The organism is Microbacterium zouquanmingi (genome assembly GCF_052266675.1).
GTDB lineage: Bacteria > Actinomycetota > Actinomycetes > Actinomycetales > Microbacteriaceae > Microbacterium.
This window is the reverse complement of the sequence record NZ_JBQPRA010000003.1, coordinates 335,673-348,987: the sequence shown is the minus strand read 5'-3', so window position 1 is coordinate 348,987 and position 13,315 is coordinate 335,673. Positions and strand designations below refer to the sequence as shown.

Annotated in this window: 11 protein-coding genes; 10 read left to right on the top strand and 1 reads right to left on the bottom strand. The window is 65.0% G+C overall.

The genetic code is table 11. The annotated features are described in order from the left end of the window. Positions 1–76 precede the first annotated feature (76 nt). The 3 genes from infB to ACTU6V_RS09130 all read left to right on the top strand — a co-directional run bounded on the left by infB (position 77) and on the right by ACTU6V_RS09130 (position 5,608). Positions 77–2,821, top strand: coding sequence for a translation initiation factor IF-2 (gene infB / locus ACTU6V_RS09140; RefSeq protein ID WP_443468068.1), 2,745 nt, complete (start codon positions 77–79; stop codon positions 2,819–2,821). A 60-nt stretch (positions 2,822–2,881) separates the two neighbouring features. Then, entirely contained in the window at positions 2,882–3,316 is a 435-nt protein-coding gene (rbfA, locus tag ACTU6V_RS09135; protein WP_443475453.1) for a 30S ribosome-binding factor RbfA, read from the top strand. Between the two features lie 81 nt (positions 3,317–3,397). Then, on the top strand, positions 3,398–5,608 hold the full coding sequence (locus tag ACTU6V_RS09130; protein ID WP_443475452.1) for a helix-turn-helix transcriptional regulator: 2,211 nt from the start codon (positions 3,398–3,400) through the stop codon (positions 5,606–5,608). A gap of 18 nt (positions 5,609–5,626) precedes the next feature. Here ACTU6V_RS09130 and ACTU6V_RS09125 read toward each other — a convergent pair whose 3' ends face one another. Beyond that, positions 5,627–6,526, bottom strand: a complete 900-nt coding sequence (locus ACTU6V_RS09125) for an iron-sulfur binding domain-containing protein (protein ID WP_443475451.1) — start codon at positions 6,524–6,526, stop codon at positions 5,627–5,629. Positions 6,527–6,576: 50 nt separating this feature from the next. Here ACTU6V_RS09125 and truB point away from each other — a divergent pair, with 50 nt between their 5' ends. From truB to ACTU6V_RS09090, 7 genes are all read left to right on the top strand, one after another. Beyond that, positions 6,577–7,470, top strand: coding sequence for a tRNA pseudouridine(55) synthase TruB (gene truB / locus ACTU6V_RS09120; protein WP_443468072.1), 894 nt, complete (start codon positions 6,577–6,579; stop codon positions 7,468–7,470). Further along, on the top strand, positions 7,467–7,835 hold the full coding sequence (locus ACTU6V_RS09115; protein WP_443468073.1) for a hypothetical protein: 369 nt from the start codon (positions 7,467–7,469) through the stop codon (positions 7,833–7,835). The genes truB and ACTU6V_RS09115 overlap by 4 nt, the downstream gene beginning before the upstream one ends. Positions 7,836–7,881: 46 nt before the next feature. After that, on the top strand, positions 7,882–8,328 hold the full coding sequence (locus tag ACTU6V_RS09110) for a hypothetical protein (RefSeq protein ID WP_443475450.1): 447 nt from the start codon (positions 7,882–7,884) through the stop codon (positions 8,326–8,328). Further along, positions 8,325–9,281 carry a bifunctional riboflavin kinase/FAD synthetase gene (locus ACTU6V_RS09105; RefSeq protein ID WP_443468075.1) on the top strand — a complete coding sequence of 319 codons (957 nt, stop codon included), beginning with the start codon at positions 8,325–8,327 and terminating at the stop codon, positions 9,279–9,281. Before ACTU6V_RS09110 ends, ACTU6V_RS09105 begins: the two co-directional genes overlap by 4 nt. A 151-nt stretch (positions 9,282–9,432) precedes the next feature. Beyond that, positions 9,433–11,571 (top strand): DEAD/DEAH box helicase, encoded by a 2,139-nt coding sequence (locus tag ACTU6V_RS09100; RefSeq protein WP_443468076.1) that lies wholly within the window; start codon positions 9,433–9,435, stop codon positions 11,569–11,571. Positions 11,572–11,792: 221 nt separating this feature from the next. Then, on the top strand, positions 11,793–12,821 hold the full coding sequence (locus tag ACTU6V_RS09095) for a 6-phosphofructokinase (RefSeq protein ID WP_417508459.1): 1,029 nt from the start codon (positions 11,793–11,795) through the stop codon (positions 12,819–12,821). 127 nt (positions 12,822–12,948) lie between these two features. Further along, a complete protein-coding gene (locus ACTU6V_RS09090; protein ID WP_443475449.1) occupies positions 12,949–13,227 on the top strand; it encodes a hypothetical protein in 279 nt (92 codons plus the stop codon). The last annotated feature ends 88 nt before the right edge of the window (positions 13,228–13,315 follow it).

Genomic DNA, 13,315 nt, shown 5'->3' with positions numbered 1-13,315 from the left:
TGAACGGCTCGAAATGAGACCCGTCCGCGACTAGTGGTCTGCCCTGTCTGGGCAGACCGACCCAGACAGGAGAATTGTGGCTGCCAAACCACGCGTACACGAGATTGCCGCCGAACTCGGCGTTGACAGTAAGGTCGCACTCGCGAAACTGAAGGAGCTCGGCGAATTCGTCAAGAGCCCCTCGTCGACGATCGAGCCCCCGGTGGCTCGCAAGCTCCGCGCTGCCATCGAGGCGGACGGGGCGATCAAGCTCAAGGCTGAGGAGAAGCCCGCTGCAAAGCCGGCGGCTGCCAAGTCCGGCCCCAAGGCACCGACCCCCGGCCCCAAGCCGGGTCCGAAGCCCGCACCAGAGGCGAAGCCGGTCGAGGCTGCGCCGGAAGCGGCAACCCCCGCGCCGGCAGCAGAGAAGCCGGCCCCCGAGGCTCCGGCGGCTCCCGCTGCTCCAGCGGCCGAGGCAGCTTCGTCGGCCGACACGTCGGCCGCGCCCAAGCCGGGTGCTCCGCGTCCGGGTAACAACCCGTTCTCGACTTCCCAGGGTATGGGCCAGCGTCCGGCAGGACCGCGTCCGGGTAACAACCCGTTCGCTTCTGCGCAGGGCATGGGCCAGCGCCCGACCCCCGGCAACATCCCGCGTCCGCAGGCTCCTCGCCCCGGCGCACCCCGCCCGGGCGCTCCTCGCCCCGGTTCCCCTCGTCCGGGCGCTCCTCGGGGCGGTCAGGGTGGTCGTCCCGGTGCTCCGTTCCAGCAGCGTTCGGGTGGACCCGGCCGGCCTGGTGGCGGTCCCGGTGCTGGTGCTCCCGGAGCACGTCCTGGCGGCGGCTTCGCCGGTCGCCCGGGCGGCGGCGGCGGTCGCGGTCGCGGACCCGGTGGTGGTACTGCCGGTGCTTTCGGAAAGGGAGGCGGCAAGTCCAAGCAGCGCAAGTCGCGTAGGGCTAAGCGGCAAGAATTCGAAATGCGGTCAGCACCGGTCGTCGGTGGCGTCAACGTCACTCGCGGCAACGGTGAGACGATCCGCATGCGCCGCGGTGCATCTATCGCTGACTTCGCAGACAAGATCGAGACCCTGACCGGATACACCGTCCAGCCGGGAACTCTCGTGACGATCCTCTTCAACCTCGGCGAGATGGCCACGGCCACCGAGTCGCTCGATGAGGCGACCTTCGAGGTTCTCGGTGCCGAGCTCGGCTACAAGATCCAGATGGTTTCTCCTGAAGACGAAGATAAGGAGCTCCTCGAGGGCTTCGGTCTCGACCTGGAGAAGGAGCTTGAGGAGGAGAGCGAGGACGACCTCGAGATTCGTCCTCCGGTGGTCACCGTCATGGGTCACGTCGACCACGGTAAGACCCGACTGCTCGACGCGATCCGCAAGACCAACGTCATCGAGGGCGAAGCCGGCGGCATCACGCAGCACATCGGTGCGTACCAGGTGTGGACCGAGCACGAAGACATCGAGCGCGCGATCACGTTCATCGACACCCCGGGTCACGAGGCCTTCACGGCTATGCGTGCCCGAGGCGCGCAGGTCACTGACCTCGCGATCCTCGTCGTGGCCGCTGACGACGGCATCATGCCGCAGACGGTTGAGGCTCTCAACCACGCGCAGGCAGCGGGCGTGCCGATCGTCGTCGCAGTGAACAAGGTCGACAAGCCCGAGGCCAACCCGGGCAAGGTGCGCCAGCAGCTCACCGAGTACGGTCTGGTCGCAGAGGAGTACGGCGGAGACGTCATGTTCGTCGATGTCTCGGCGCGCCAGGGAACAGGCATCCAGGAGCTTCTGGACGCAGTGCTGCTCGTTGCAGATGCAGGCCTCGACCTGACGGCCAACCCGAACAAGGCAGCGCGTGGTGTTGCCATCGAGGCGAAGCTCGACAAGGGCCGCGGTTCGATCGCTACAGTGCTGATCCAGTCCGGAACGCTCCACATCGGCGACTCGATCGTGGCAGGCACGGCATATGGCCGCGTTCGCGCCATGATCGACGAGAACGGCGAGGCTGTCGAGTACGCGGCCCCGTCGCGTCCGGTGCAGGTGCAGGGTCTGAACTCCGTCCCGCGTGCTGGCGACGTCTTCATCGTCACCGAAGAAGACCGCATGGCGCGTCAGATCGCTGAGAAGCGTGAAGCCGTTGAGCGCAACGCACTGCTGGCCAAGGCCCGCAAGCGCATCTCGCTCGAGGACTTCACCCGTGCTCTCGAAGAGGGCAAGGTCGAGACGCTCAACCTCATCATCAAGGGTGACGTTTCCGGTGCCGTCGAGGCGCTCGAGGAATCGCTGCTCAAGATCGAGGTCGATGACACCGTTCAGCTGCGCATCATCCACCGTGGTGTGGGTGCGGTCACAGAGTCGGATGTCAACCTGGCGACGATCGACAACGCGATCATCGTGGGCTTCAACGTCCGCCCTGACCCCAAGGCCCGTGAGGCTGCGGCTCGCGAGGGTGTGGATGTCCGGTTCTACTCGGTCATCTACTCCGCGATCGACGAGATCGAGAACTCCCTCAAGGGCATGCTCAAGCCGGAGTTCGAAGAGGTCCAGTCCGGTGTCGCCGAGATCCGCGAGGTGTTCCGCTCCTCGAAGTTCGGCAACATCGCGGGTGTCATCGTCCGCTCGGGAACCATTACCCGAAACGCGAAGGCTCGCATCATCCGCGAGGGCATCGTCGTCGCCGATGGTCTTGCCATCGAGTCGCTGCGCCGGTTCAAGGACGACGTCACCGAGGTCCGCACGGACTACGAGGCCGGTATCGGTCTCGGCAAGTACAACGACATCCAGATCGGCGACGAGATCGAGACAACCGAACTCGTCGAGAAGCCTCGCGGCTGATCTGATCGATTGTGAGGGGCGCCCACGGGCGCCCCTCATTCGTCACAGAGGAGAAAGAACATGGCTGGAGAACGACAGGCACGCCTCGCGGATCGCATCCGCGTCATTCTGGCTGAGCGTCTGGAGAAGGGGCTGCGCGACCCTCGTCTCGGTTTCGTCACCATCACGGACGTCCGTGTTTCCGGTGACCTTCAGCATGCCTCCGTCTTCTACACCGTGCTGGGAACCGAAGAAGAGCGCGTCTCCAGCGGTGTCGCTCTCGCTTCGGCCACCGGCATGCTTCGCAGCGAGGTGGGACGCCAGCTCAGCACCCGGCTCGTTCCGACTCTCGAGTTCATTGCCGACGCGCTTCCGGAGAACGCCGACAACATCTCGGCGCTGCTTCGTCAGGCCCAAGAGCGTGATGCAGAAGTCGCCAAGCTCGCGTCCTCTGCAACACATGCTGGTGACGCAGACCCATACGGGCCTGAGGTCACGGAAACAGAGCAGCAGTAGCCAGCTGCGTTTCTGATTTGGTACTCTGATCGCCATTGACGGCCCGCAGGTGCGAGCCGTGATGTCGGGAGAAGCGATCAGGTGACGACGGCTCTGCAGGATGATCTGCGTGTGCAGTACGGCATCGCCGACGACCGCGCTCATATCTCCCAGATCACAGCAGACCTCGCTGGCAGCGGTATGCCTACAGCGCCTCATGTCGTGGCGAAGATCACAAGACGGCTGAATGGTGATGCACAGGCGGTGCGGGAGACCGCTGCAGAGCTCAACCCGTCGCAGCGGAGTGGGCTCAGAGCGCTCCCTGAGCTCCTTCCGCTCGTGCCATCGATCGCGGCAGAGTTCGATCGGCTCGAGCTGTCCGCGCGAGATCGATTCGTGCTGCTGATCGCTTCGCTGTGCGCGGAGGCGGGGCTTGACCTTCTTATGGAGGCCGCGCAAGTCGATTCTCCTCACCTCGTTGCAGAATCCATCGGCGAGTATCTGACGGTCTCTCGGGGGCAGTACAGCTTCAAGGACGCGAGACTCAGCGTGTGGATTCGGCATGCCGAGCCAGGCGTTGCGATCATGCGTGCACATGAGCGACTGCATCAGGCACATCTCGATCAGGGCAATGCCGTGCACGCGGCGTGGCACCGGGCGCGCAGCGCGGTCGAGCGGGCTGCCGATGTTGCGCCGCAGCTGACGGCTGTGTCGCGGGAGCTGCACGAGTCCGGACAAACAGATCTCGCGTTCATCGTGGCCGTCGAGGCAGCAGAGCACGCCACCGGGGCAGCGCGCGATGAGGCATGCCTTGTGGCGGGAGCTGCTGCGGTCGCGGCCGGATGCTTCGAAGATGGTTCCGACTGGTTGAGAAGCCTCTTCCCGCACGGCGATGCGGAGCACAAGCGACAGGCCCTTGCGAGCATGCTCATCGCCGAGACCTATGTGCGCGGCACGGTTCCTGTGCTCGATCCATCGGAACATCGACCGCTCACGACGGATGCGCGTCACTGGAGCGCGTGGGCGCGAACAGCGGGGCTTGCCGCAGTGATGTGTGCTGAGCGTGGCGCGATCCCGGGGATGCGCGTATGGCTGACAGAACTGCGCGACGCGGAGCTGCGTGCAGGCGCGCAAGGGGAGATCCGTGATTCGGTTGTTGCGCTGTGCTGGATGCTCACCGGTGACCAGGGTGAGATCGGAACCCTGTCGCGGGGCCCGTTCTCCGGCGGTGTCGTCGGCTCGCTGCGCACCGCCGTCGATGGCGACATCGAGCTGGCGCTCCAGATGCTCGGCCGTGCACAATCGGGCCTGCTGAGCGAGGTCGATCCGCTGATCGCTGGTTTCGAACGCAGTCCACTCATCGGCGCCTATCTTGCCGTGACCGAGACGCTGCTGCTTTTCTGGCGAGGGGACATCGGTGCGGCGCGAGAGCGTCTTCTTGCGGCATCCATTGATCTGCCGATCGCCGTGCCCTTTGCTGGTCTCGGCGTAACCCTCGCTCATCGGCTCGACATCATGTTCCTCGGCGCCCCAGGCGTGCTGCCTCAGGTTCTGATGGCGACGCTGCCTGCCGGAATTCGCGTCGACAATCTGGTGGACCAGAGCCTGCGCGCTTACCTGGACGGGGAGCACGAACAGGCTGCCACAAACCTGCGGCTCTGGCACGACCGAGGCGCGCCGCAGCCGGCACTGTCGGTTCCGGGACTCGATGAAGTGGGCCCGCTCGTCATGGGTACCAGGATCGAACCGCCAGAGCTCGCCAAGGCGCGCGAGCTCAGGCATCGCATCCGGACGATTCCAGAAGCGTCGTGGCGTCGTGAACGTGATGCGGTTGCCGAGGCGGCCCGTGGGCTGAGCTCCTCCTTCTGCCGCGCTCGTGTTGAGGCGATGCTGGGCTCGGTCAGCGTCGTTCATGAGGATCTCTCCGCAGGACGCCGACACCTGCGTGCCGCACGCTGCCTCTTCGAGGAGTCGGGTGCGCTGGCATGGCAGGGCGTGGTGGATGTGAAGATCAATCGGCTCGCGATGCAGCAGCAGGTGAGCGAGGGAATCGTCACGGCGCCGATAAATGTGATCGACGACTCGGATGCTGTGGAGAACAGCTGGATCGTATGGTCTGAGGTGCTCACCGAGCGCGAGGTGGAGGTCTCGATGCGGGTTGTTCGAGGGCTCACGAACAGCGAGATCGCAACCGAGCTCGACATCTCGGTGCGGACCGTTGAGGTCCACGTGAGCAAAGCGTTCCATGCTCTGGCAGTGCGGAACCGGGTCGAACTGACCGTGCTCGCGCACAGAACGGGTCAGTACCTCTGACGCGGGAGCGGGTATGGCTCAGTGCGGCAGCCGAAGGTGTCCATCGACCGCTTCGATCAGCCCATCGGCGATCAGCGAATCGATAGCACGGTCGCGTTGCGCGGCATCCGTCCAATCATGAATGACGGCGTCTGCGGCCAGACCCGCGCGGGAGGAGTTCCGAAGCACTTTCAGCACAGCGCCGCGGGCCGCTCGATCGGAACCTTCATAGCGCGCCTGCCGGCGCCGAGTATCGCCGGTGTCTGGCTGTCCTGCCGCCAGCCACGCGCAGCCGCTTGCGATCGGACATTCGCTGCACCGCGGCGCACGGGCGGTGCAGACCATGGCACCCAGCTCCATCATGGCGGCGTTGAAGATGGCGGAGTCTGCGTCTTCTGACGGCAGGAGTGCAGACATTGCCTCCAGATCACGTCGTGTGGGAGGTCCGGGTTGCGACCGGCCCTCCCACGCACGCGCGATGACCCGGCGGATGTTGGTGTCAACGACCGGAACCCGATCCCCGAAGGCGAACGCGGCGACAGCCCGAGCGGTGTAGTCGCCGATTCCGGAGAGCGCGAGCAGAGCGTCGACATCGCGTGGTACGGAGCCGCCATGACGGTTCGTGATCTCGATCGCCGCCTGGTGCAGCCAGAGAGCGCGCCGTGGATAGCCGAGGTTCGCCCATTGCCGCACGACATCCGCGGGGGATGCCGTCGACATCGCGATGGGAGTTGGCCAGCGCTCGAGCCACGCTTGCAGATGCGGGATGACCCGAGTCACGGGCGTCTGCTGCAGCATGAATTCACTGACGAGCGTTCCCCAGGCGCCGTACTCGTCGTGGAACCGGTCATGACGCCACGGCAGGTCGCGAGCGTGCGTGCGATACCACTTGGACAGCTCCTCCTGGCGGAGGGAAGTCGCGGCAGAAGTCTGGGGCACCCAGACAGCCTATGCGGATCGGCGCGTGTCGTTCTCGCTAAGATCGAAGGATGGTCGAGCCCGGTATCCTCCTCGTCGACAAGCCCGGTGGGCTGACCAGTCACGACGTTGTCGCCCGCACGCGTCGTGCCTTCGGCACTCGCAAAGTCGGCCACGCCGGCACTCTCGACCCGATGGCCACTGGCCTTCTGGTCATTGGCATCGAAGGCGCGACAAGGCTGCTCACATACGTTGTAGGCGCTGCGAAGACCTATCACGCGACGATCCGGCTCGGCCAGTCGACAACGACTGACGATGCCGAAGGCGAGATCACTGCACGCGCGAGCGACGATCTCGTTCTGGGCGTCACAGCAGAGCAGATCGCTCAGGGTATCGCCGCGCTCACCGGAGAGATCGAGCAGGTGCCCAGTGCGGTCTCTGCGATCAAGGTCGACGGGCGGCGCGCTTACGACCGCGTGCGCGCAGGCGAAGAAGTCGAACTGAAGTCGCGTGCTGTCATCGTCTCGCGCTTCGATGTTCTGGCCGAGCGTCGTGACGCAGGTGCCATCGACCTCGACGTTGTCGTCGACTGCTCTTCAGGCACATACATTCGTGCACTCGCCCGAGACCTGGGGGAGAGCCTCGGCGTCGGCGGGCACCTGACCGCGTTGCGCCGCACGCATGTGGGGCCGTTCGATGTTTCGGATGCCGTGTGCATCGACGCCCTCGATGGGGCATCGACCTTGACGCCTTCTGCCGCCGCCGTTCAGGTGATGCAGCGGTTCGACGTATCTGCCGATGATGCCAGAGACCTGCGCCATGGCAAACGACTGCCTGGCCGAGCTGCCGAGTTGAATGGCGCTGTCGCCGCCGCAGTCGATCCGGATGGCACCCTGGTGGGGATAGTCGAGCGGCGCGGCACTGATGTGAAGAGCGCGATGAACATGCCGGAGGAGACCCGATGATCTTATGGTTCACACTTGTGCAGATCGCAATCGCGGTCGTGGCCGGGATCTTCTGCGTGACGGCCGGCTTGATGGGGCGACGGCCGAGTGACTTCACCGTGGGTGCGCTCGCGCTCATCGAGCTTCTGCTGATCATTCAAGTGATCGTCGCCATCATCTCGCCCTTCGCGGGCAACCCGCCCAGCGGCGATCTGCTCGAGCTCTGGGTCTATCTGGTCTCTGCTGTGCTGGTGCCGATCGGTGGCGTCGTCTGGGCGCTGGTCGAGCGCAGCCGATGGAGCACGGTGATCCTGGGGCTTCTGGCGTTCGCCGTGGCCATCATGCTGTGGCGCATGGAAGTCATCTGGACGATCCAGGTCGCGTAGCACGCGGCGCCTGGTGCGTTCATGCGCACTTAGGATGGAAGACGCTATGAGCACCACCCAACCCCGCACTCGGATGACCGGCATCGGCCGTGTTCTCGTGATCGTCTACGCCGTGATGGCACTGGCAGCAACGGGCCGCAGCTTCGTGCAGATCGTGCGGAAGTTCGATGAAGCACCGCTCGCGTATTCGCTGTCTGCTCTCGCGGCGCTCGTCTACATCGTCGCAACCCTCGGGCTCGTGTTCGCTCGGCGTCGAGGCTGGTACACGATCGCATGGATAGCGATCATCTTCGAGCTCGCCGGAGTGCTCGTCATCGGCACGTTGAGTCTCGCGATTCCTGAGCTGTTCCAACACGATTCAGTGTGGTCCGTATTCGGTCGCGGATACCTGTTCATTCCGCTGGTGCTGCCGGTGTTCGGCATCTGGTGGCTGCGCATGCACCGCCCGGTCGTCGCAGCGGCGAATGCGGAACGATCGGAGCCCATCGCATGATCGTCTTCCGTGATCCGAGCGACGTTCCTGAGGATTTCGGGCCGTCGGCTGTCGCCATCGGCAAATTCGACGGGGTGCACGCCGGTCACCGGGCGGTCATCGAGCGCCTCAAGGCGGATGCCGCAGCATCCGGAGCGCGATCGGTGGCAGTGACATTTGACCGCAATCCGCTTGCGCTGCTGCGTCCTGAACTGTGCCCCGAGAATGTCGTCTCGGTAGATCGCAAGCTCGCGCTGCTCGGCGAACTGGGCATCGACGCGACGCTGCTGCTGACGTTCGACCAGAATCTCGCATCCCAGTCTCCGCAGGCGTTCATCCAGGACATCCTTGTGGGCGCTCTTCATGTGTCGACGGTGCTCGTCGGGGAGGATTTCCGATTCGGCCACCGGGGAGCGGGCACACCAGGGCTTCTGCGCGAACTCGGTCCCGAGTACGGCTTCACGGTCGACGTCGTCGACGACGTCTATGTCGCAGGATCCGAACGGCGCGTCTCCTCCAGCTGGATTCGCGAGCTCCTCACCGAGGGCGACGTGACGACGGCGGCTCGGGTGCTCGGCAGGTCTGTCGACGTTCGAGGAGAAGTGGTCCACGGTCTCAAGCGCGGGCGTGAGCTCGGGTTCCCGACCGCCAATCTCTCCGAGACGATCGACGCTTTCGTTCCCGCTGACGGTATCTATGCAGGCTGGCTGCAGGACCACGACACCGGCATCCGCCACCCCGCAGCGATCTCCGTCGGCACCAACCCCACCTTCGATGACGTTCTCGTGCGCCAGGTCGAGGCGCATGTGCTCGATGAGGACGCTCTTGATCTCTACGGCCACGACGTCACAGTGGAGTTCGCCGAGCGCCTGCGCGGCATGGTGGCGTTCGAGGGGATCGACGCGTTGATGCAGCAGATGACGGCCGACGTCGACGCCGCCCGCGCAATTCTGGCATCCGATGCACTAGAATGATCGTGGTTCTCGACGTTGCGGGTGTGAAGTCCACATATCGCTGAGCACGAGAACAACCTCCGCACGGTCATGGCACACGCCACACGCGGAGAATACGCACGGCACGGGGCGCGCATTCGACTGCGTCCGGTATCTCACGCTCAGGAGGAGCATGCCGACTACGGCAACCGCCGCCGCAAAACGGCGCAAGAAGACAACCCGTCGTGACGACGAAGCCCCGCTGATCCCGATCCTGGCGCGCAAGGTGCGCGAGATCGAGGCCAAGGCGCAGCGAGGCAAGCTCGGTCCGACGAACCGCGTCAAGTTCCAGGTCATCGCGTTCCTGGTGCGCGAAGAGCGAGCCCGCGTCAAGACGGACGACGCCTTCAGCGATTCAGCTCGCGCCGAACTGCTCAAGCGGCTCGACGGTGTGGCGACGATTCTGGCGAAGACCGCAGCACGCGACACTTCACTGATCCAGCTGCTTGAGGCCGACCAGGCCACGAGCCCCGTTGCCAAGCGCATGCGACGCGACTGGCTCCTCGAATCCGGTGCTGAACTCGCGCCGGAAGAGCTCATCATCACGGACATCGCTCCGGTGCAGGCGCCTGTGGTGCCGGCGGCACTTGCCGAGCGACAGGTTACACCGCCTTCTCTCGAGTCGCGTCAGCTCGCGAGTCCATTCCTCGCTCCAGATCTCACCCCGCGGGTGACCTCGACTCCGCGGCGGCGGCTGGACGGCTGGGAGCTCATGGGCCCGCTGTACAAGGCGTTCGAGACGGGAGCCGGTGGCTCTTCCGCGACCATGGAGCTTCCGCCTGTTCCTGAGTACGACCACCTCTCGCCCAAGGGGCTCGAGATCATGGTCCATCAGTCGCGTTTCCTCGAATCGGTGCGTGCCGGTCACCGCAGCTTCCTGCTGGCAGATGAGCCCGGTCTCGGCAAGACGGCGCAGTCCGTGCTTGCAGCCTCCCTCGCAGACGCGTACCCGCTGCTCGTCGTCGTTCCGAACGTCGTGAAGATGAACTGGGCACGCGAAGTTGAGCGCTGGACACCGCAGCGTCGCGCAACCGTCATCCAGGGTGACGGCACCGACATCGATGCGTTCGCCGACGTGTTCATCGTGAACTACGAGATCCTCGACCGGCACCTGTCATGGCTCGGATCCATCGGGCTCAAGGGCATGGTCGTCGACGAAGCGCACTTCATCAAGAACCTGTCATCACAGCGTTCGCAGAACGTGCTGGCGCTTGCGTCCCGCATCCGCGAGCGCACGCGCGACCCGCTCATGATGGCACTGACCGGAACTCCGCTGATCAACGACGTCGAGGACTTCGACGCGATCTGGCGCTTCCTCGGTTGGACGACCGGCGACAAACCGGGGTCAGAGCTCATGGAGAAGCTCGATGCCACCGGTCACACGCCCGCCGATAAGGCGTTCTACCCCGAGGCCCGCGATGCGGTGATCTCCATGGGGATCGTGCGACGCAAGAAGAAGGACGTCGCAGCAGACCTCCCGGACAAGCTGATCGCAGACCTGCCAGTGCAGTTGGATGACGAGTTCGGCCGCAGCATCCGACAGGCCGAACGCGAGCTGGGGGAGCGACTGGCCGCGAAGTACCGTCGCATCGTCACGGCACGTGGCGATCGCGGGCTCGAGCCCGGCGAGATCGACGAGGACATCGTGCGGCTCGTCGCCCACAACGAACTCGAAGAGTCCAAGGCTGCAGGCACCGGCGGAGACAACGTCTTCACGATGGTGCGCAAGATCGGTCAGGCCAAGGCCATGCTCGCCGCTGACTACGCGGCTCAGCTGCAGCGCTCCGTGGGCAAGGTCGTCTTCTTCGCGAAGCACATCGATGTCATGGACCAGGCCGAGGCGCACTTCGCGGCCTCCGGCATCCGCTATGTCTCGATCCGTGGTGACCAGACGACTCCGGCACGCCAGCAGGCCATCGACGACTTCAACGGTGAGGAAAGCGTCGGCGTCGCGGTGTGTTCTCTGACTGCTGCTGGCGTCGGGTTGAACCTGCAGGCGGCGTCCAACGTCGTGCTCGCGGAGCTCAGCTGGACGGCAGCCGAGCAGACGCAGGCGATCGACCGGGTGCACCGTATCGGTCAGGACGAACCTGTCACCGCGTGGCGGATCATCGCGGCGCATACGATCGACACCAAGATCGCCGAACTCATCGACCAGAAGCAAGGGCTCGCTGCGCGTGCTCTCGACGGTGAGGCCGTCGAAGAGACGGCGAGCGAGCCCGTCCAGCTCGCGGCACTGATGCACCTGCTGCGGACGGCGCTGTCCGACTGACCTACTCTGCAAACGCCCGGCAAGAACAGCTGTTCTTACCGGGCGTTTTGCTGTCTCTGCGGGGGATGCTCGACAAATCTGCGATTTCAACTGGGTGCGGGTGTAAAAATCAGCCGTTCTCACGCCGTTCGAATAGCATCTGCGGATGTTGCCCACTAGTGTCGAGTGCAGGCAGCGTCGCCGATTCCCCCAAACTTCCCGAAACCTCCGAAGGCACCAGCATGAAGATCGGTATTCTCACCAGCGGCGGCGACTGCCCCGGCCTCAACGCGGTGATCCGCGGAGTCGTCCTCAAAGGCACGACGTCGTACGATCTCGAGTTCGTCGGCATCCGTGATGGCTGGCGCGGCGTTGTCGAAGGTGATTTCGCCCCACTGACCCGGCATGAGGTCAAGGGACTCTCGAAGGTCGGCGGCACGATTCTCGGCACGAGTCGCACCAACCCCTACGAGGGTGACCGCGGCGGCGCCGAGAACATCGCCAAAACGCTCTACGGGCACAAGATCGACGGCATCATCGCCATCGGCGGCGAAGGCACTCTTGCTGCTGCAGACCGGTTGTCGAAGGACGGGATCAAGGTTCTCGGCGTGCCGAAGACCATCGATAACGATCTGCGCGCCACGGACTATTCATTCGGGTTCGACACTGCGGTGAACATCGCCACTGACGCGATGGATCGTCTCCGAACGACCGGTGACTCGCACCAGCGATGCATGGTCGCAGAAGTCATGGGACGCCACGTGGGGTGGATCGCCCTGCACGCAGGAATGGCTGCCGGCGCCCACGTCATCTGCATCCCTGAAGTGCCGATGTCGATCGATGAGATCGCGGCTCAGGTCACGAGCGCTCATGATCGCGGTCGGGCACCGCTCGTGGTCGTCTCAGAAGGCTTCAAGCTCGAGGGCATGGACGAAGCGTTCAGCGACAAGGGGCTTGATGCCTTCAACAGGCCTCGCCTCGGCGGCATCGGCGACCAGCTCGCACCTGCGATCGAACGGCTCACCGGCATCGAGACCCGCGCCACGATTCTCGGTCACATCCAGCGCGGCGGTTCGCCGTCTGCGTTCGACCGCGTGCTGGCGACCCGCCTCGGGCTGCACGCCGCAGACGCGATCGTGGATGGCGACTGGGGCCAGATGGTGGCTATGAAGGGCACCGACATCGTGCGCGTGCCGTTCGAGGAGGCACTGGGCGAGCTCAACACCGTGCCGCGTTACCGCTACGACGAGGCCGCGGCGCTCTTCGGCTGAGCCCCGCGTGCCGAGTTCAGGCGGGGCGCCCCAGATCAGGAGCATCCTGCGGAATTCTCCTGAGCCGGCTGCATCGTCCTGATCTGCGCACGCTCCGCGGCGAGGTGCAGGCCCTTGGGCCATCGCCGTGCGCACGTCGACGGGATGCCGCGTCGCTGTGGAGCGCGAACCCATCCAGTTGCACGACGAGACGGTCGCCGATGAGCGTGTCGACCCGACGACCGTCGAGCCAGACCTGCTGGCGTGGGCATACGCCGATGGCGTGCATGAGCGCGATGAAGTGCGTCTCGAGCCCGGCCGCCCACTCTCGCTGCGGCCGATCGGGCCGGATCGCAGCCGTACCCGCAGCATCCGCCCGCTCCTCACCGCTATCGCGACCGCACGTTTGCGGAACCCCGCGGCGTAGAGCTGCGAGCTGTGCGCCACGCCGTCGTGCAACCTCAATGAACATGCGTCCACGATGGCCCGGCGCGCGCGGTGCGGCCGCAAACCCA